An 18,045-nucleotide genomic window follows, 5' to 3' on the forward strand; every position below is an offset into this window, starting at 1 on the left:
ACCGGGCGTGGAGGGCTCAGCGCTGGTACAGCCCCACCAGCGTCCCGTCCGCGAGGCGGCGCTTCTCGACCTCCTCGTGCACTTGGTCCGCGCCCGGTGCGTCGGGCAGGACACACGGCTCGGACAGCGCGTAGAGGCGGAAGAAGTAGTGGTGGGCGTCGTCACCCGGCGGGGGATGCGGGCCGCCCCAGCCGTGCTGGCCGTAGCCGTTGACGAGCTCCGTACCGCCCGGTGGGATCTGCCCGGCCTCGACGCCGTCGCTGTGCGGGTCGATGCCGACCACGACCCAGTGCGCGAAGGTGCCCGACGGGGCGTCGGGGTCCTCGCACAGCAGGACCAGTTCCGCCGCGTCGTCCGGTACGCCGCTCCAGGCCAGCGGCGGAGAGACGTTGGGCCCCTCGTACGCGTACCGGCGCGCGATGAAGGCATGGTCGTTGAACGCGTTGCTGCTGAGTTCGATGCCGGTCATGTGCCCCGGGGTACCCCTAAGGGTGCCGGGGCACACGGTTCGGGCCGATTCGCCCGGGTACCCGCCAGGGCGAGCCGGAACGAGACGGGAGAGGGAGGAACCCGACGATGTCTCCCCTGGCAGAAGACCCAGCCGCGGACGTCCGCGAGGACCGGCGCGCCCCCGCCCGCACCGCCCGGCTGCGCAGCCGTATCCCCGAGCCGGACGAGGAGCCGGACCTCCTCGGCCAGTACCTCGCACAGATCTCGGCGACGGCGCTGCTCACGGCGGAGGACGAGGTACGCCTGGCCCGGCGGATGGAGACCGGCGTACGGGCGCTGGAGGAACTCGACCGGGCCGACGCCGGCGAGCACGACCTCACGGCGAGGCGGCGCCGGGAACTGGAGGGGGCCGTCCGCGACGGGCAGGCCGCCAAGGACCACATGGTCCGGGCCAACCTCCGCCTCGTGGTGTCGATGGCCAAACGGCACGCACACCGCGGTCTGCCCCTGCTGGACGTCATCCAGGAGGGCAACCTGGGGCTGATCCGGGCCGTGGAGAAGTTCGACCACACCAAGGGCTTCAAGTTCTCGACGTACGCCACCTGGTGGATCCGGCAGGCGATCGAACGGGGCCTGGCCGCGCACGCGCGCTCCGTCCGGCTGCCGATGCACGTCGTGGAGCAGCTGCAGAAGATCGCCAAGGTCGAGCGGCGGCTGCGGCTCGAGCTGGATCGTGAGCCGAGCATCGAGGAAGTGGCCCGGGAGAGCGGCCTCGCCGAGGACCGGATCGGCTGGCTGCGCCACGTCGGACGGGACGCGGTCAGCCTCGACACTCCGGTCGACGAGAAGGGCGAGACCGTCGTCGGCGACCTCATCGCCGACACCGAGGTCCTCCAGGCCCCGGAAGTGGCCGAGTTCCGGGCGCTCGCCGAGGAACTGCGTGAGGCCGTCGGCACGCTCGCGCCCCGCGAGGCCATGATCCTCAGCCTGCGCTACGGGCTGCACGACGGGCACACCCGCACGCTGAACGAGGTCGCCGGACGGGTCGGTCTCACCCGGGAGCGGGTGCGCCAGCTCGAGAAGGAGTCGCTCGCCCGCCTGCGGGAGCCCGAGAGCCGCGAACGGCTGGTGGCATGGGCGGGCTGACCTCGAACGTCGGTTCCCACGCCGGCTCTCGCTCGGCCGCCCACGTCAGGCGTCCGGCGCCGCCAGCATCAGCGAACCGTCCGCCGCCTCCCGCACCACCGCCCCGCCACTGATCCGGTCCAGCGTGGCGCGCAGCCAGGAACGGTCCTTGCGGGAGGCGGGCTCCAGCCGCATCCGCCGGACCCGGAGCGGCACCATGCGCAGCCCCGCCAGCCGCCCGCTGTCCGCCTCGACCGACACGAGGAAGGCCAAGCGCAGGTCGTCGCGGTACTCCTCGTGGCCGGAGATGCCCTCGTAGTCGTCGACGAAGTCGCCGCAGCCGTAGAGGATCAGCCGGTCCCGGTACACCTCCAGCGGGCGGGGATGGTGCGAGGAGTGCCCGTGGACGACGTCGGCTCCGCCGTCGATCAGCGCGTGCGCGAAGCGGACCTGCTCCCGGGGGACGTGATACCCCCAGTTCGAGCCCCAGTGCACGGACACCACGGTGAGGTCACCGGACCGGCCCGGCCGCCGCACCACGGCTCGGGCCGTGGCCGGCGAGAGATCGGGCAGATACGCGACGCCCGGCCGGTCCGCCCTCGCCGCCCAGCCGGACGGGATGCCGCTGGAGCCCGCCCCGAGGGCGAACACCCGCAGGCGGCGGCCGCCGGCGAGCGGGACGACGGCGGGCGCGTACGCCGCGTCGGCGTCGCGTCCCGCGCCCGCCGTCCGCAGCCCCGCCCGGGCCAGGGCGTCCAGGGTCTCCAGCAGTCCCGTCCGGCCGAAGTCCAGGACGTGGTTGTTGGCGAGAACGGTCACGTCCGGCCGGACCACCGCCAGCGCCGGCAGGTTCGCCGGGTGCATCCGGTAGTGGATCTCCTTGCCGGACGCGAACGTACCGGCGCACGTAACCGAGGTCTCCAGATTCACGATCCGTGCGTCCGGAGCGGCCTCGTCCAGCACCCGCAGCGCCGCACCCCACGGCCACGACGCGGCCACCGGCACGGGCACCGGGCCGTGCGCCGACTCCGCCAGCCGGACGTAGGACCGGGCGTCCTCGACGTACGCCTCCCGCAGTGCCGGGTCACCGGGATGCGCGAGGATCTGGTCGACGCCGCGCCCGAGCATCACGTCACCGCACAGGAACAGCGTCACTACCGCGCCGCCCACTCCTCCACGGTAGGCGCACCCCGGCCGCCGGAGTCAGGCGTCGACCCTCACCGCGCACGACCACCCGTACGCATCCGGCCCGATCCGCAGCGTGTTCCACGCCACCGCCGTCGGGATCGCGCCCGTGATCTCCACGTCGGCGAGGCCGGTGACCGCCAGCCGTACGTCCAGGCCGCCGTCGGCCTCGTCGGCCTCCACGTCCACGGGCACCTGGCCGTACGCCTCCAGCCGGAAGATGACCTCGTCCAACAGCCCGGCGAGCAGATCGTCGTCGCTGGCCTCGGGCAGACGGACCCGGTCCACGGCGGTGGGCCGCACCCGGGAGACGTCCGCGAAGCACTCCACCATCGCCAGGACGGCCTCCGCCAGACAGTGCTCTCTGCACGCCGCCCACGCCTCGATCCGGATGTCGCCGGGATGCGGCACCGCCCGGTGCCCGCACTCGCCCGGCTGCCGCCCTTGCCCTCCGTCGCCCGTGTCACCGCCCATGAACATCGCCTGCCCGAGGCTCGCCCACCCATGCGGCCCCACGCCGCACCGGCGGATCAGACGGGCTCGTCCGCGAGGTACGGCGGCGCCGGCTCGTACTGGATGTACCGCCGCACGGCCCGCGCGTGTTCCCGGCCGTGCAACCGCCCGACCAGCCACAACGCACTGTCGATACCGGCCGAGACACCCTGGCTGGTGACCAGGTTGCCGTCGACCACGTAGCGGGCGTCCCGGACCACGGTCACGTCCCCCCGCGCCTCCAGGGTCTCCTCCTGGCTCCAGTGCGTCGCCACCCGGCGTCCGCGGGCGGGTCCGGCGGCGTGCAGCAGGAACGTGCCGGTGCACACGCCGTGCACCCACGCGGCCCGCTCCGCGGTCTTCCCGATCCAGTCGGTGACCACCGGGTTGCGCGACTGTGTCTCCCGGGCACCCAGCCCGCCCGGGACGTGCAGCACGTCCAGCGGCGGATGGTCGTCGAGGGTGTGGTCGGGCAGGACACGCAGGCCCTTGTTGCAGCGCACGGGCCCGGCGTGCTCGGAGACGAGCACGGCCGTGTCGGCGCCGTCCCGGAGCCGGGCGGAGACGGTGAAGACCTCCCAGGGCCCCACGAAGTCGAGCTCCTCGGCGTCCTCGAAGACCAGCAGTCCGTAGGTGGTCATGCGGTACGTCCTTCCTCTGCGGAATCTGCCCGGGGCCCCGGAGGCCCCGAGGGCCGTGTGGCGGAGCGGAACCGGGCGCGGTAGTCCGACGGCGCGACACCGAGCCGGCGGTGGAACGTGCGGCGCAGGGTCTCGGCGGTGACGAAGCCGCAGCGGCGGGCGATGGCGTCGACCGGTTCGTCCCCCTCCGTGAGCGCCCGCCGGGCCGCCTCGACACGCACCTGCTCGACGTAGGCCGCCGGGGGCACACCGAGTTCGGCGGTGAACCGGCGCTGCAGCTGACGCGGGCTCAGCCCGGCGTGCGCGGCGAGACCGGCGACGTCGTGCCGGGCGCCGGGGTCGGCGTGGACCGCGGTGACGGCGGCCCGCACCGGGTCGGTCGCCGGCTGCCGCGACCACAGCGCCACGCTGAACTGCGACTGGCCGCCCGGACGGCGCAGGAAGAGCACCAGCCGACGGGCCACCTCGTGTGCGGCGTCCCGGCCGAGGTCGTCCTCCACCAGGGCGAGCGCCAGATCCATCCCCGCCGTCACTCCGGCCGAGGTCCACACCCGCCCGTCCCGGACGAAGATCGGGTCGCAGTCCACCCGCACCTCGGGATGCTCCCGGGTCAGCTGCTCCGCGCGGGCCCAGTGCGTGGTGACCCGCCGCCCGTCCAGCAGCCCCGCGGCCGCCAGCAGGAAGACCCCGCTGCACACCGAGGCCACCCGCCGGGCACCGGCCGCCGCGGCGGTGACCCAGGCGACCAGCTCCCTGTCCTGCCGGGCCCGGTCGACGCCGTGACCGCCGACCACCACGAGGGTGTCCGTGCCGGCCGGGTCGACATCGTCCACGCCGTGCGCGGCCTCCATGACCAGTCCGCTGACCGACCGGACCGGCCCCGCCCTGGTCCCCACGACCTCGCAGGCGTACCCGCCCGCGCTGTGGAACACCTCGTGCGGTCCGGTGAGGTCGAGCGGCTGGAAGCCGTCGAAGACGACGAAGACGGTGCGGCGATCGGTCACGCCCTCACGCTCCACCGGGGCTCCCTGCGGCGTCAACGACACGCATCCCACAGATCGCGCCATGGGACGTCCGGCCAGGCGTGGGTACCACGAGGAGCGGGGGAGAGGAGGCTGACGATGATCTCCCGGACGGTCACCCTGCCCGCCGACGGCGCCGGCCTCACCGGCGACCTGATCGTGCCGCCGGGCGCCCGCGGAGTCGTGCTGTTCGCGCACGGCAGCGGCAGTTCCCGGCACAGCCCCCGCAACCGCGAGGTCGCCGCCGGCCTGCGTACCGCCGGGCTCGGCACCCTGCTCATCGACCTGCTCACCGAGGAGGAGGAACGCCGGGACGTCGTCACCGCCGAACTCCGCTTCGACATCCCCCTGCTGGGCCGCCGGCTGGTGGCCGCCCTCGACTGGCTGGCGCGGGACCCGGACACTTCGGGCCTGCCCGTCGTCCTGTTCGGCGCCAGCACCGGTGCGGGCGCGGCCCTGGTCGCCGCGGCCCGACGCCCCGAGGGGGTGAGGGCGGTCGTCTCACGCGGCGGACGGCCCGACCTGGCGGACGGCGCCCTGGACGCCGTGCGCGTCCCGGTGCTGCTCATCGTGGGCGGCCGGGACACACATGTGCTGCGGCTCAACGAGGAGGCGGCCCGGCGGCTGCCCGCCCCGCACACCCTCCATGTGGTACCCGGCGCCACCCACCTGTTCGAGGAACCCGGCGCACTCGACCAGGTCACCGAGGCCGCCCGGCAGTGGTGCGACGAGCAGCTGAGGACGGCCACGGGCCGATGACCGCCGGTCCGCAAGGCGCGCATCGTCCGGTGGGCGCGGGGGTACGCGGGAGCTGGACCGGAGGGGCAGCCGGACGGGCCCAGGACGGCAGCCGGACCGGACGGGAGCGGGGCCGAACCGGCCGGGGGCCTCTTTCGTGAGGGAAGCGGAGGTGACCGTCATGCGGTTCCGTGATCGCCGGCAGGCCGGTGGGGAACTGGCCGAAACGCTGCGCACCCGGCAGCGCGCGGGGGACCTGCCCGACCCGCTGGTCCTCGCTCTGCCCCGCGGCGGGGTCGCCGTGGCGCGCGAGGTGGCCGCCGCGCTGGACGCCCCGCTCGACGTGCTCGTCGTACGGAAGATCGGGGCGCCCCACCAGGAGGAACTCGGCGTCGGCGCGATGGCCGGGGACGAGGTGCCGCTCCTCGACGAGGACGCGCTGCGGTATCTCGGTATCGGCGAGGCCGCCCTCGCCCCCGTCATCGAGCGGGAGCGCGCCGAACTGCGGCGCCGCGAACGGCTGTACCGGCAGGGCCGGCCGGCCCCGGACCTGCGCGGACGGACCGTGATCGTCGTCGACGACGGCCTGGCGACCGGTTCCACGGCCCGCGCGGCGCTGCGCTTCGTACGCCGCCAGGCCCCCGCGCGGGTGCTGCTGGCCGCGCCCGTCTGCTCCCCGGAGGGCGCCGATTCGATGCGCGCCGAGGCCGACGAGGTGATCTGCCTGCACCGGCCGGCCGCGTTCATGGCCGTGGGCCTCTGGTACGAGAACTTCGACCAGCTGACGGACGAGGACGTGATGGAAGCGCTGCACGTGCAGCTTTGACCCGCTGTTCACCTGACAGGGGTGGCGGAAACCAGCCACAGCGGACAAGGATGTCCCCTCCCCACACCTGCATCAGGAGTAACAAGTGAACGTCTCGCCGGCCGTGTGGCTGCTGACCGTGGCCGCCCTGTGCGTGCTCGTCGCCGTCGACTTCTTCGTCGGCCGCAAGCCGCACGACGTGTCCATCAGGGAAGCCGGGACGTGGACGGTGGTGTGGGTCGTCCTGGCCGTGCTGTTCGGCGTGGGGCTGTGGTTCACGGGTGGGAGCGGGCCCACGGGCGAGTTCTTCGCCGGATACATCACCGAGAAGTCGCTCAGCGTCGACAACCTCTTCGTGTTCGTCCTGATCATGGGGAAGTTCGCGGTGCCGTCGCAGTACCAGCAGCGGGTGCTGATGATCGGCGTCCTGGTGGCCCTGGTGCTGCGGGCGGTGTTCATCGCGGCCGGGGCGGCGATCATCTCCGCCTTCTCCTGGGTCTTCTACCTCTTCGGCGCCTTCCTGATCTGGACCGCCTGGAAGCTGGTCCAGGACGCCCGCAAGCAGGACCACGACGAGGAGTACCAGGAGAACAAGCTGCTGAAGATGGCGGAGCAGCGCTTCGGCGTGGCCGACCGCTATCACGGCACGAAGCTGTTCATCACCGAGAACGGCAAGCGGATCATGACCCCCATGCTGGTCGTGATGCTCGCCATCGGCTCCACCGACGTGCTGTTCGCCCTGGACTCCATCCCGGCCATCTACGGCCTGACCCAGGACCCGTACATCGTGTTCACCGCGAACGCCTTCGCCCTGATGGGCCTGCGCCAGCTGTACTTCCTCATCGGCGGCCTGCTGAAGCGGCTGGTCCACCTCTCCTACGGCCTGTCGATCATCCTCGGGTTCATCGGCGTGAAGCTGGTGCTGCACGCGCTGCACGAGTCGGGCGTCCACGTTCCCGAGATCGGTATTCCGTTCTCGCTGGGCTTCATCGTGCTGGTCCTGGCGGTCACGACGTTCACGAGCCTGCGCGCGTCGAAGCAGCAGGAGGCCGAGGCTGCGGGAGACGCTGCCGCCGAGACCCGCTAGGCGGCGGGGCAGGGGGCTGTCGTCAGACGACCCCGTCCGCGCGCAGGGCCGCCACTTCCTCTTCGGTGCGGCCCAGTTCGGCGAGGATCGCCCCGGTGTGCTCGCCCACGGCCGGTACGGGGTCCATGCGCGCGGGCAGACCCGCCAGGTCGGCGGGCGGGAGCAGCGCCTCCACGGTGGCGCCCGGCACCTCGACCTCGCTCCAGCGGCCCCGGGCGGCCAGTACGGGATGGTCCAGGAAGGCGGCCACGTCGTTGACCCCGGCACAGGCGATGCCGATGCGCTCCAGGTCCTTGAGGAGCTCGTCGGAACCGGAGCGGGCACAACGCTCGGCGACGACGGCGTTGAGCTCCTCGCGGTGGGCGACGCGGTCGGAGCCGGTGGCGAACCGCGGATCCTCGGCCAGCTCGGGGCGGCCGAGGAACTCCGCGCACAGCGCGACCCATTCCCGCTCGTTCTGGATGGAGAACAGCACGTCCTTGCCGTCGGCGGCGGGGTATGTGCCGTACGGCGCGATGGTGGCGTGCTGGGTGCCCAGGCGCGGGGGCTGGGTGCCGCCGTGCCGGGTGTAGTAGGCGGGCTGGCCCATCCACTCCGCGAGCGCCTCGAACAGCGAGACCTCCACGGGGTGGGCCTCGCCGGTGGTGGCGCGGGTGTACAGGGCGGTGAGGACGCCGCTGTAGGCGTACATCCCGGCGGCGATGTCGGCGACGGAGATCCCGGTCCGGGCGGTGCCCTCGGGGGTTCCGGTCAGTGACACCAGCCCGGTCTGGCACTGCACGAGCAGGTCGTAGGCCTTGCGGTCGGACCAGGGGCCGGTCGTGCCGTAGCCGGAGATCGTGCACGGGATCAGGTTGGGCCGGCGGCCGGTGACGGTCGCGGCGTCCAGACCGAGCCGGGCGGCGGCTCCCGGGGCGAGGTTCTGCACGAAGACGTCGGCGCCGTCGAGGAGGTCGTGCAGGATCTCGTGACCGCGGGGGTCCTTCAGGTCGAGGGTGAGGGACTCCTTGGAGCGGTTGAGCCAGACGAAGTAGCTGGAGTGCCCGTGCACGGTCGTGTCGTACCGGCGGGCGAAGTCACCGCCGCCCGGCCGCTCCACCTTGATCACCCGGGCCCCGAGATCGGCGAGCTGCCGTGTGGCGTAGGGCGCGGCCACGGCCTGCTCCAGGCTGACCACCGTGACCCCGGCCAGGGGGTACCGCTGCACGCTCATGCCTCAAGCTCCCGAATCGTGTACGGAGGGCGCCCGGACAGTCTGCCCCAGGAGGACAGCCGGAGGGCATGCCGCCGACGCGATCCGGATCACGCCGACGGACGGTTTCGGAGGGCGGCGATGTCGCTGACGTGCGGTTCGTGGGCGTGCGGGTGGTCATGGCCGGGTGGCGGCCACGGCGGCCCTGCGAGTTCCTCACCAGCGCGCGGGGGCACGGTGAGGGCTTGCGCGATGCCCATGGCCGGGGATGCGGCGGACACGGCGAACCCGCGACGCTCATGGCCGGGCCAGCCTGCGCATCGTGAGGGCCAGTTGCAGGCGCAGCCGTCCTTGTGGCGTGCGGACCGGCCAGCCGAGGAGGTGTTCGGCCTGGGACAGGCGGTCCTGGAGCGTGGAGTGGTGGACGTTGATCTCGGCGGCAGCCGCCCGCAGGCTCGACGTGGACGCGACCGCGTGCAGGGTGGCCGGCAGCCAGGGGGCGGTCGCGGCGGCGGTCTCCAGGGCACGGACGTCTTCCGGCGGCTCGGAACCCGGCGCGACGAGACGGGCGAGAAGGGCGATGCCGCCCAGCTCGTCGGCGTGGACGACCGAGGGCCCGGGATCCTGCGGGGTGCCCTCGGCGGTGAACCGCAGGGCGGTACGGGCCCCGTCCCAGGACCTGGGCAGCTCCAGCACGGGCACGGCGGGCCCGACACCGAGGCGCCCGGCGGGGAAGCGGGAGCCCGCCGGAGTGCGGTGGGGTCCCTCGGAAGGGGGGTCGAGGCGGGTCGGAGTGGGGTGGAGACCGGCGGAGGACGCGGTCGAGCCGGCCCCGGGACGCGCGGCGTTCGGTACCGGGGTGGCCGGTCGAGCTGCGGGAGGGAGCACCCCTGCGCCGCCCCGGGGATCGGATACGGCCCCCGCCGCCGGGCTCGTGAGGCCGCGTCCGGGCCGGCCGTTGCCTTCCGCGGACGGATGACCGGTCTGCGGAACGGGCCCCGCATCGGCGGGTACCACCCGGGGCCGGCCGTTCAGCGGGGCGAGAGCCCGGGCGTGGGCGGCGAGGTCCAGACCGAGGCGGCGCGCGGCGTGCAGCCGGGCCTGTTCGGGGGCCGTGGCGTCGAGGAGGGTCTCGACCAGTGCCGGATCGTCGGCCGGTGCCCGGCCGCGCGTGCGGTCGAGGACGAGCCGTACGGCACCGGCGGCCCGTTCCAGGATCACGGCGTCGACGACGCTGGGGGCGACCGCCACATGCTGCGCGTCGGCGGTCTCGGGCACAGCCCGGGCGTATTCGGCGTCGAGTCCGTTCGCCGCGGTGCCCCGGGGCTCGGCCTCGCCCGCTCCCCGCTCCAGCCACAGCACCGCCGCACTGTCGGGGCTCAGCCGCGCGCAGGGCCAGGCCGGGTCCGGCGCGGCCTCTCCGTCACGCCGGGTGCCGTCGGCCTCCACCCTCATGTGCACACGCCGCTCCGGATCCACCAGCCGCGCCGGGCAGCCGGCCAGCACGGCGGCGCCGCGCACGAGTGCCTCCACACCCGCCCTGGACTCGGCCAGGCGGTCGAAGTAGGCGATGACCCGGACCGCCGCACCGGCATCCGGGTCGAGGGCGGTCAGCCGCCCGGCCAGCTCTTTCATAGAGCCATGGTGCGGTACGCGGCCGCTTTCGCGGTCGGTCGGAGTGCGGGGGCTTTCGCCTGACCCGCAGCCCCCTCATACGCCGAGCAACCTCCGAAGCCAGGCGACCTGGGCTCCCCGTGCCGCCTGTGACACCGCCGCCTGGGGTGCGAACCCGTCGAAGCCGTGGAAGCCACCCGGCCACACATGCAGCTCGGCCACTCCGCCGGCCTGCCAGATGCGCGAGGCATAGGCGACGACCTCGTCGCGGAAGGTCTCCGCCGAGCCCACGTCGAGGAAGGCGGGAGGCAGGCCGGTCAGGTCCTCGGCGCGGGCCGGTGCCGCGTACGCCGGCACGTCGGGGCCACCGCGGCGCGAGCCGAGCAGCGCGCTCCAGCCGGTCTCGTTGGCGGTGCGGTCCCACACCCCGAGGCCCGCCATCTGATGCGTCGAGGGCGTGTCGTTGCGGTCGTCGAGCATCGGGCACATCAGCACCTGCCCGATCGGCCGCGGCCCCTTGCGGTCCCGGGTGAGCAGGGCCAGGGCCGCGCACAGCCCGCCCCCGGCGCTCGCGCCCGCGATGACGATCCGCTCCGGGTCCGCGCCGAGTTCGGCGGCGTGGTCCGCCGTCCACACCAACCCGGCGTACACGTCCTCGACCGGCGCGGGATGCGGATGCTCCGGCGCCAGCCGGTACTCCACGGACACCACGACCGCGTCCATCGCCTGCGCCCAGGCCAGCGGTACGTCGACGCCGACCCGGTTGTTCCCGAGGACCATGCCCCCGCCGTGCACGTGGTAGATCACGGGGCGCGGCCCGGCGCTCTCCGGCGCCGCGGGGCGGCAGATCAGCAGGGAGACGTCCGGCTCACCCTGCGGCCCCGGCACCCGCCGGTCCTCCACCTCGAACACCCCGCCCATCGTCAGGTCGAGCTCGGCCAGCAGCTGGATGCCAGGACCCTGACGCACCTCGGCGATCTCGTCGGGGGTCAGCCCCGGGCTGATCACGTCCTTGATCAGCTCCAGGGCGGCGGCGAGTTCGGGGTCGAACGGGGGCGGAACATGCGTCATGGCGTCTCCTCACGCGAGGTCGCGGCGGCTCGTGCAGCCATGGTCGGGCCCGTGGCAGATCCGGGGACGCCGCCGGACGGCGGAAACCGCCCGCCGCACGGCGGGTGGTGCCACGGGGGCGGGCGACGGGCCGGGGCGAGCGTGGCAGCGACTGCGGGTGTCCGCCGCCGGACTCGGCGGTCAGGGTAGCGGCCTGCCGAACCCACGCGGCGGGAACGAGCGGCTCAACCAGGGGCTCAGCACCTCTCGCGGTTCAGCACCGTGGCTCAGCCGCCTCGGCGGGCTGAACCGTCTCACGACTCGGCGGCGGGCCTCCAAGACTCAGTGGCCGCGACGGCCCACGGGGGGTGAGTCCCCCTGTTCCGGATCCGCCCCTTACAGGGCTCGCGCCACGGGCCTCGCATGGCCAGCCGCCCTCGCAGGCCCCAGCCCCCTCGGGGCCCAGCCACCTCGCATGACTCAGCCACCTGCCTTGCCCAGCCACTTCGCCGGGCGCAGCCCACCTCACCCCTCGCGGCTCAGCCACTTCACAGGACCCAGCGGTCTCATAAAGCCCACCCGTCTCACAGGGCCCGCCGCCCTTCACAGCTATACCCTTTCCTATTACTTAGGCTGTTTGATGCGGTTTGGTAGTCATTCAGCAGGGATGAGAATGCGGTGACGACGGAGCAGCAGACGCCCGGGCTGCCTGGCGCGCACGGCGCGGAGCAGGCCGACGGGCTGCCGTTCCGCCCACGCGCTCTCGCCACAGCGCACCGGGTGGCCCGAGCCGCGGCCCTGCCGGCCGGTCTGCTGGGCCTGGTGAGCCTCATCGGATGGATCTCGGGGGCCGATGGCCTGAAGCAAGTGCTGCCCGGCGCCGCGGTGGCCATGAAGGCCAACACCGCCGTGGCTCTCATGGCGCTCGGCCTTTCCCTGTACGCGGTCGTACGAGGCGGCGCCCGCCCGGGGACGCTCGCTGTCTCCCGCGTGGCGGCGGTCCTGGTCGCCCTGCTCGGCGCGCTCACCCTCGCGGAGTACGCGACCGGGGCGGACCTGGGGATCGACGAGCTGCTCTTCGCGGACGACACCGCCCACCAGGGAACGGACCCGCCGGGCCGGATGGCGCCGAACACGACCGCGGCGCTGATAGCCGCGGGCGCGGGTTCCCTCTGTGCCGGCGCGCCCCGGGTTCCCGCCTGGGTGAGTCAGATCCTGGGACTGGCCGTCGGAGCTCTCGGCATGCTGAGGCTGTACGGGGCCGCCTACGCGGTGCCACAACTGGAGCAGTTCGGCCCCTACTCCGGCATGGCCCTGCACACCGCGGTGGCGTTGGTGCTGCTGGGGACGGCGCTCTTCCTGGCCCGTCCGGGAGAGGGTTGCGCGGGGCTGCTGCTGAACGCGGGGACGACGGGCGCCCTGGGACGATGGCTGTTCGTCACCGTCCTGATCGTGCCGCCGCTGCTGGGCCTGGCCACCCTGGCGGGTGAGGACGAAGGGGTCTTCGGGTCGCGGCTGGGCACCGCGCTGCTCGTCTGCGGCCACGTGGCCGTGTTCACGGCGGTGATCTTCGCGACCCTGGCCGTGGGCCGTCGTGTCGAGGTGGCGCACGGCCGACTCGAATGGCAGGTGCGCCAGAACGAGCTGCTGCAGGCCTTCATGGACCACACGCCCGCGGTGGTGTTCATCAAGGACCTGGACGGCCGCTTCCTGGCCGTCAACACGACGTTCGAGCAGAGCCTGGACCTGTCCCGGGACCAGGTCCTGGGCCGCCGGGACGACGACGTCATGCCGTCCGACCTCGCGCGCCAGGCGCGAGCCGCCGACCTCGCGATGCTCGCGGAGGGCAGGCCCGTGCAACGAGAGGAACAACTCGCCCTGCCGGGCGGTCCGCGGGAGGTCCTCTCCACCCTGTTCCCGCTCAAGGACGCCTCCGGCACGCCCTACGCCCTGTGCGGGGTCGTCACCGACATCACCGAACGGGTCGCGGCGCAGCGCGAGGTCCAGCGCTCGCACCGGCGGTTCCTCGCCCTGCTGGAGGCCGCTCCCGACGCCACCCTGATCACCGACGGCGGCGGCACCGTCCTCATGGCCAACCCGCAGGTGCAACGCCTGTTCGGACGCGTGCCGGGCGACCTCGTCGGCACCGACGTGATCGGCCTGGTGCCCGCCGCCCGGCGCCGGCGGCACGGTGCCCTCCTGGAGGCGTACTTCCGCCGGCGTGCTCCGAAGCCGACGGTCCTGGACACGGACCTGTTCGGGCTGCGCGGCGACGGCTCCGAGTTCCCCGTCGAGGTGAGCGTCAGCAGCCTGCGGTCCGAACAGGAGACCCTGGTGGTCCTGACCGTCCGGGACATCACCGAGCGCCGACGGCTGGAGGCCGAACGCGCCGAGCGTTACGAGCAGCAGCGGCGTATCGCCTACACCCTGCAGCACAGCCTCATGGGGGAGCCGCCCCGCCTGGCGTACCTGCCGTGCGCCTACCGGTACCTGGCGTCCGTCCAGGACCCCGGAGTCGGTGGCGACTGGTTCGACGTCATCCCCCTCGACGGGCGCCGCACGGGCGTCCTCATCGGCGATGTGATGGGCCGGGGCCTGGAAGCCGCGGCCGTCATGGGGCAACTGCGCGCCGCCTCCCACGCCCTGGCCCGCACGGGCGCCACGCCCAGCGGGCTGATGAGCGCCCTCGACACGTTCGTCGGCGACCTGGCGGGCCAGCTGGTCACCTGCGTCTACCTGGTCCTGGACCAGAGCAGGCACGAGGTCACCCTGTGCTCGGCGGGCCACCTGCCGGTCATCGCCCTGCCGCCCGACGGTCCGGCCTGCCGGCTGACCTCACCCGTCGGCGTGCCCCTGGGCGTCAACGACGCCGGACACGGCGTGCCGTTCGAGGAGGCGACCAGGCCGCTGCCCCCGGGCAGTGCCCTCGTGCTCTACACCGACGGGCTGGTCGAAAGGCCCGGCACCGACATCGAGGCGCAGGTCGACGTCCTCACGCGCACCGTCGACATCGCGCTGAAGGGCGCCCCCGTGGACGACCCGGGCACCCTCGACCAAGCGGCGGACCGCCTGGTCAGGACCCTCATCGCGGACACGGACACCTCCGACGACGACGTCACGCTGCTCCTGCTCGGTGTGCCCGGCCCGGAAACGAACGGGCTCCGAGCCTGAGCGGGCGCCACCGGCGCACGGTCTCCGGCGGCACGACCGCGTCTCTGTCACGGTCCGGGCACGCATCGCGCACACTTCTGGCCACGCAACCGAAGTGGCTGAAAAATGTGTCTCCGAACGTGGCCGGCCGCTGGGGAGCGGCCGCCTTGGGGGGCTGGAAATGAACACATGGGCGGTGCCCGGATACACCGAGTCGCTCGAACTCGGGGCCGGGGCGAGCGGCCGGGTCGTCCTCGCCGTGCACGAGGAGACCGGCGTGCCGGTAGCCGTGAAGTACCTCAGCGAGTCGCTGCGTACCCGACCTGGATTCGTGCGCGACTTCCGGGCGGAGGCACGGCTGCTCGGCGGGCTGGAGAGCCCTCATGTCGCCGGGCTGTACGAGTACGTGGAGAGCCCGGGCGGTGCCGCCATCGTGATGGAGCTGGTCGACGGCGTCCCGCTGCGCACGCTGCTGAGGCGGGAGGGCCCCCTCGCCGCGGAGGCCGCGCTCGTCGTCCTCAAGGGATCGCTGCTCGGCCTGGCCGACGCGCACCGCCTCGGCGTCGTCCACCGCGACTACAAGCCGGAGAACGTCCTGGTCGTACCCGACGGGTCCTCCAAGCTCGTCGACTTCGGCATCGCCGTGGACGCGGGCACCAGCGCCGGGGTGGCGGGAACCCCCTCCTACATGGCCCCCGAGCAGTGGACCGGTGCACCCGCCTCGCCCGCCTCCGACGTCTACGCGGCCACGGCCACCTTCTTCGAGTGCCTGACGGGGCACAAACCGTACGACGGCGACAACCTCGCGGAGCTGGCGCTGCGGCACCTCGACGCGCCCGTCCCCGCCGAGGAGGCCCCCGAGGCGGTGCGGGAGCTGGTACGGCGCGGTCTGGCCAAGGACCCGGCGGGACGGCCCGCGCAGGCCGAGGCGTTCGTCCTCGAACTGGAGGCGGTCGCCGGCGCCGCCTACGGCAGCGACTGGGAGGAGCGGGGCCGTGGAAGGCTCGCCGCGCTGGCGGCCCTGCTGCCGCTGCTCCTTCCCTCGGCCCGCACGGCCCCCCGGAGCACCACGGACACCGCTCGCACCGTGCTGAGCCGGACGCCGGGCCCCGGCCGGGCCCACCCCTGGCTGCCCGGCCGCCCCGGAGTGCTCGTGTCCGCCGCCGCGGTACTCCTCGGTGCCCTCCTGACGTACGGGCTGCCGTACGACCCCGGGGCCGCGGCGCAGACGGCGCAGGCCCTGGCCACCACCGGCGCAGGGTCCGGCGCGGGCCCGGCGGCATCTGCCGCCCCGGCCGACTCCTCCCCGTCAGCCACCGCCACGGCCTCGGTCACCCCGTCGCCGTCCCCCACCCCGCCGGCCTCGGCCCCGACTACCACCGCCACCGGTGCCCCCACGGCCTCCGCCGCCCCGCCCGGTGGCGAGGAGGCCACCGCTCCCGCCGCGACGAGCACCGCACCCCCCACCGCGACGACGCCGACGACCACGGCCCCGCCCACCGGTCCCGCCGTCAAGGACGTCACCGTGTCGGCCTTCCGGCAGACGGGCCCCACGACCGCCACGGCGACCCTCGGCATCACCACGGACGGCACCGGCCCGGTCTCCATCACCGTCTCGTGGTTCACGGGCGACACCGCGGGGCAGCCGGGCACGGCGGACGGCGCGTCCCAGACCTTCGAGCGCAGCGGCGCCACCCAGTACACGCTCAGCGTCGACCACACCTTCCTGAACCTCGGCTGCTACTGGACGGTGCAGGCCACCACGACTCCGGCCGCCGCCGACGGCGGCGCCTCGCAGCAACTCCTCACGAGGCGGTGCGACCTGCGATGACCGCACACCACGACGACCGCACGACCGAGCCGACCGACGACGAGCGGACAGCGGTGCCGGGCTCCGCGGGTGAGCGGACAGAGGTGCTGGACCCCGTCGGCGAGCAGACCGCGGTGCTGGGTCGTGCCGGCGGAGAGACCGCGGTGCTGGGTCCCGCCGGCGAAGAGACTGCGGTGCTCGGTCGTGCCGGCGAGCAGACCGCCGTGCTCGGTCCTGCCGGCGAGCAGACCGCCGTGCTCGGTCCTGCCGGCGAAGAGACCGCCGTGCTCGGTCCCGCCGGTGAACAGGCCGAGGTGCCGGGGAGCTCCGCCGATGGGAGGCGGACGCTCGGGGTCGAGGGGGAGTACAGCGCCACCGTCCTCGCCAGTCACTGGATCCAGCGGCCCGGAGCCGACGAGACCGCCGCGGAGCAGGCGGCGACGGAGAAGCCGCCTGCCCGGCCGACGTCCCCCGACCGGGCCGAGGGAACCGTGCTGCGTTTTGGCCCGGGTGTGAGCGCCGCCGTTCACCACCGCACCCACCGGACACTCCCCGCCGTCCCGCCGCCTCCCGCGCCCCGGGAGCGACGGCTGCGCAGGCACGCCCTGCCCGCGCTGGTCGTCCTCTGCGTCCTCACGTTCCTCGCGTGGCAGCGCCTCGGGCCGCCCCTGGCGGTGAGCACGGCGTCGGTCACGGCCCGGCCGACGTCCCTGGGCTGCGACGGCACCGCGGACCTCGTCGCCCTCGTCACCACCAACGGCCGCCCGGGCACGCTGTCCTACCGCTGGATCCGGAGCGACGGCACCGCCTCGGGCGTGCTCAAGGAGGTGCTGGCCCCGGGGCAGCGACAGGCACGCCTGCACCTGCGCTGGACCTTCCAGGGCACGGGGCACCGGGCGGCCCGGGCGGAACTGCGCATCCTCTCCGGGGCTCCGCGCACGGTCACCGCCGGCTTCACCTACGACTGTCCCTGACGTCCGGCAGCCGCCCCCACGCGCAGCCCGTCCATCACGAAATCGAGCAGGCGGGTGGCGCGGGGCTGCCAGTCGGTGCCGGCGGGCAGCGTCCAGAGCCCGCCGATGAGGAGGAAGAGGTCGTCCGCGGTGATCCCCGGGCGGATTGTGCCGGCCTCCTCCGCGGCCCGGAGCAGCAGCTCGGCCGCCTCGGTCACCGGTGCGTGCCCGGGCTTCGCCGGCTGCCCCGGTGCGCTGGTGGCCTGGCGGATCGCATCGGCCAGGCCCGCCTTGGCCAGGGCGAACCGCGCCAGCCGGTCCATCCATTCGCGCAGCGCCCGGTCGGGCTCCCGGCTCTCCAGCAGCGGTGCCGCGGTGTCGGCGACCTGCTGCATCTCGTGCCGGTAGAGCTCCAGCACGAGTGCTTCGCGGGTGGGGAAGTGGCGGTAGAAGGTGCCCTGCCCGACGCCCGCCTTCTTGGCGATCGCGCTCAGCGGGACGTCCGCCGAACGTGTCAGTTCCTCCAGCGCCACTGCCAGGATGCGCTCGCGGTTGCGCTGCGCGTCCGAGCGCAGAGGGGCGTCCTTCTTCTGCCGCACTCGTACTCCTCGCGGGCCGCGGCCGAAACCGGACCTTGCTAAGCGGACAGTTGTCCGTTACGTTTCCACAGGAGCGGACAACTGTCCGCTTGCTTCATCGTATCGGCGGGCCACCCGTGCGGACAGCCCGTG

At 73.8% G+C, this 18,045-nt stretch carries 16 protein-coding genes; 7 read left to right on the plus strand and 9 right to left on the minus strand.

The features are described from left to right. Positions 1-16: 16 nt before the first annotated feature. Positions 17-469: a YbhB/YbcL family Raf kinase inhibitor-like protein gene (locus ABTX60_RS33955; protein ID WP_352100872.1), complete on the minus strand. Its 453-nt coding sequence runs from the start codon at positions 467-469 to the stop codon at positions 17-19. A 107-nt stretch (positions 470-576) separates the two neighbouring features. On the opposite strand from ABTX60_RS33955, the gene ABTX60_RS33960 reads away from it, so the two are divergent. Beyond that, positions 577-1,596 (plus strand): sigma-70 family RNA polymerase sigma factor, encoded by a 1,020-nt coding sequence (locus ABTX60_RS33960; RefSeq protein WP_352100873.1) that lies wholly within the window; start codon positions 577-579, stop codon positions 1,594-1,596. Positions 1,597-1,641: 45 nt separating this feature from the next. Here the strand turns inward: ABTX60_RS33960 and ABTX60_RS33965 are convergent, their stop codons facing one another. From ABTX60_RS33965 to ABTX60_RS33980, 4 genes are read right to left on the minus strand one after another with little or no spacing between them, the layout of a single operon-like run. Then, entirely contained in the window at positions 1,642-2,745 is a 1,104-nt protein-coding gene (locus tag ABTX60_RS33965; RefSeq protein ID WP_352100874.1) for a CapA family protein, read from the minus strand. Positions 2,746-2,778: 33 nt separating this feature from the next. Continuing rightward, entirely contained in the window at positions 2,779-3,234 is a 456-nt protein-coding gene (locus tag ABTX60_RS33970) for an archease (protein WP_352100875.1), read from the minus strand. 56 nt (positions 3,235-3,290) lie between these two features. After that, positions 3,291-3,893 (minus strand): DJ-1/PfpI family protein, encoded by a 603-nt coding sequence (locus tag ABTX60_RS33975; protein ID WP_352100876.1) that lies wholly within the window; start codon positions 3,891-3,893, stop codon positions 3,291-3,293. Further along, the gene (locus tag ABTX60_RS33980) at positions 3,890-4,897 is read right to left on the minus strand and encodes a GlxA family transcriptional regulator (RefSeq protein ID WP_352100877.1); all 1,008 of its coding nucleotides are present in this window, start codon (positions 4,895-4,897) and stop codon (positions 3,890-3,892) included. Before ABTX60_RS33980 ends, ABTX60_RS33975 begins: the two co-directional genes overlap by 4 nt. A 117-nt stretch (positions 4,898-5,014) precedes the next feature. Here ABTX60_RS33980 and ABTX60_RS33985 point away from each other — a divergent pair, with 117 nt between their 5' ends. From ABTX60_RS33985 to ABTX60_RS33995, 3 genes are all read left to right on the plus strand, one after another. Further along, positions 5,015-5,674: a dienelactone hydrolase family protein gene (locus ABTX60_RS33985; RefSeq protein WP_352100878.1), complete on the plus strand. Its 660-nt coding sequence runs from the start codon at positions 5,015-5,017 to the stop codon at positions 5,672-5,674. A 160-nt stretch (positions 5,675-5,834) separates the two neighbouring features. Then, on the plus strand, positions 5,835-6,479 hold the full coding sequence (locus ABTX60_RS33990) for a phosphoribosyltransferase (RefSeq protein ID WP_352100879.1): 645 nt from the start codon (positions 5,835-5,837) through the stop codon (positions 6,477-6,479). A gap of 85 nt (positions 6,480-6,564) precedes the next feature. Beyond that, a complete protein-coding gene (locus ABTX60_RS33995) occupies positions 6,565-7,545 on the plus strand; it encodes a TerC family protein (RefSeq protein WP_352100880.1) in 981 nt (326 codons plus the stop codon). Positions 7,546-7,567: 22 nt separating this feature from the next. Here ABTX60_RS33995 and ABTX60_RS34000 read toward each other — a convergent pair whose 3' ends face one another. The 3 genes from ABTX60_RS34000 to ABTX60_RS34010 form a co-directional block, all read right to left on the minus strand. Next, positions 7,568-8,758 carry a CaiB/BaiF CoA transferase family protein gene (locus tag ABTX60_RS34000; protein ID WP_352100881.1) on the minus strand — a complete coding sequence of 397 codons (1,191 nt, stop codon included), beginning with the start codon at positions 8,756-8,758 and terminating at the stop codon, positions 7,568-7,570. Between the two features lie 276 nt (positions 8,759-9,034). Next, positions 9,035-10,372 (minus strand): helix-turn-helix domain-containing protein, encoded by a 1,338-nt coding sequence (locus ABTX60_RS34005; protein ID WP_352100882.1) that lies wholly within the window; start codon positions 10,370-10,372, stop codon positions 9,035-9,037. Positions 10,373-10,447: 75 nt separating this feature from the next. Then, positions 10,448-11,422, minus strand: a complete 975-nt coding sequence (locus ABTX60_RS34010; protein WP_352100883.1) for an alpha/beta hydrolase — start codon at positions 11,420-11,422, stop codon at positions 10,448-10,450. Between the two features lie 657 nt (positions 11,423-12,079). Here ABTX60_RS34010 and ABTX60_RS34015 point away from each other — a divergent pair. From ABTX60_RS34015 to ABTX60_RS34025, 3 genes are all read left to right on the plus strand, one after another. Further along, positions 12,080-14,572 carry a SpoIIE family protein phosphatase gene (locus ABTX60_RS34015; RefSeq protein WP_352100884.1) on the plus strand — a complete coding sequence of 831 codons (2,493 nt, stop codon included), beginning with the start codon at positions 12,080-12,082 and terminating at the stop codon, positions 14,570-14,572. Positions 14,573-14,732: 160 nt separating this feature from the next. Further along, a complete protein-coding gene (locus tag ABTX60_RS34020) occupies positions 14,733-16,382 on the plus strand; it encodes a serine/threonine-protein kinase (RefSeq protein ID WP_352100885.1) in 1,650 nt (549 codons plus the stop codon). Next, positions 16,379-17,335 carry a hypothetical protein gene (locus ABTX60_RS34025; protein ID WP_352100886.1) on the plus strand — a complete coding sequence of 319 codons (957 nt, stop codon included), beginning with the start codon at positions 16,379-16,381 and terminating at the stop codon, positions 17,333-17,335. The genes ABTX60_RS34020 and ABTX60_RS34025 overlap by 4 nt, the downstream gene beginning before the upstream one ends. Here the strand turns inward: ABTX60_RS34025 and ABTX60_RS34030 are convergent. Then, the gene (locus ABTX60_RS34030; RefSeq protein ID WP_352100887.1) at positions 17,320-17,913 is read right to left on the minus strand and encodes a TetR/AcrR family transcriptional regulator; all 594 of its coding nucleotides are present in this window, start codon (positions 17,911-17,913) and stop codon (positions 17,320-17,322) included. The two genes, ABTX60_RS34025 and ABTX60_RS34030, sit on opposite strands and share 16 nt — an antisense overlap. Between the last annotated feature and the right edge of the window lie 132 nt (positions 17,914-18,045).

It is taken from the genome of Streptomyces sp. NPDC126510, assembly GCF_040302345.1.
Lineage (GTDB): Bacteria > Actinomycetota > Actinomycetes > Streptomycetales > Streptomycetaceae > Streptomyces.

Bases quoted from the DNA above. Each gene is read 5' to 3' on its own strand.
- ABTX60_RS33955 (WP_352100872.1), bottom strand. From the start codon at position 469: ATGACCGGCATCGAACTCAGCAGCAACGCGTTCAACGACCATGCCTTC.
- ABTX60_RS33960 (WP_352100873.1), top strand. From the start codon at position 577: ATGTCTCCCCTGGCAGAAGACCCAGCCGCGGACGTCCGCGAGGACCGG.
- ABTX60_RS33970 (WP_352100875.1), bottom strand. From the start codon at position 3,234: ATGGGCGGTGACACGGGCGACGGAGGGCAAGGGCGGCAGCCGGGCGAG.
- ABTX60_RS33975 (WP_352100876.1), bottom strand. From the start codon at position 3,893: ATGACCACCTACGGACTGCTGGTCTTCGAGGACGCCGAGGAGCTCGAC.
- ABTX60_RS33985 (WP_352100878.1), top strand. From the start codon at position 5,015: ATGATCTCCCGGACGGTCACCCTGCCCGCCGACGGCGCCGGCCTCACC.
- ABTX60_RS33990 (WP_352100879.1), top strand. From the start codon at position 5,835: ATGCGGTTCCGTGATCGCCGGCAGGCCGGTGGGGAACTGGCCGAAACG.
- ABTX60_RS34000 (WP_352100881.1), bottom strand. From the start codon at position 8,758: ATGAGCGTGCAGCGGTACCCCCTGGCCGGGGTCACGGTGGTCAGCCTG.
- ABTX60_RS34005 (WP_352100882.1), bottom strand. From the start codon at position 10,372: ATGAAAGAGCTGGCCGGGCGGCTGACCGCCCTCGACCCGGATGCCGGT.
- ABTX60_RS34010 (WP_352100883.1), bottom strand. From the start codon at position 11,422: ATGACGCATGTTCCGCCCCCGTTCGACCCCGAACTCGCCGCCGCCCTG.
- ABTX60_RS34020 (WP_352100885.1), top strand. From the start codon at position 14,733: ATGAACACATGGGCGGTGCCCGGATACACCGAGTCGCTCGAACTCGGG.
- ABTX60_RS34025 (WP_352100886.1), top strand. From the start codon at position 16,379: ATGACCGCACACCACGACGACCGCACGACCGAGCCGACCGACGACGAG.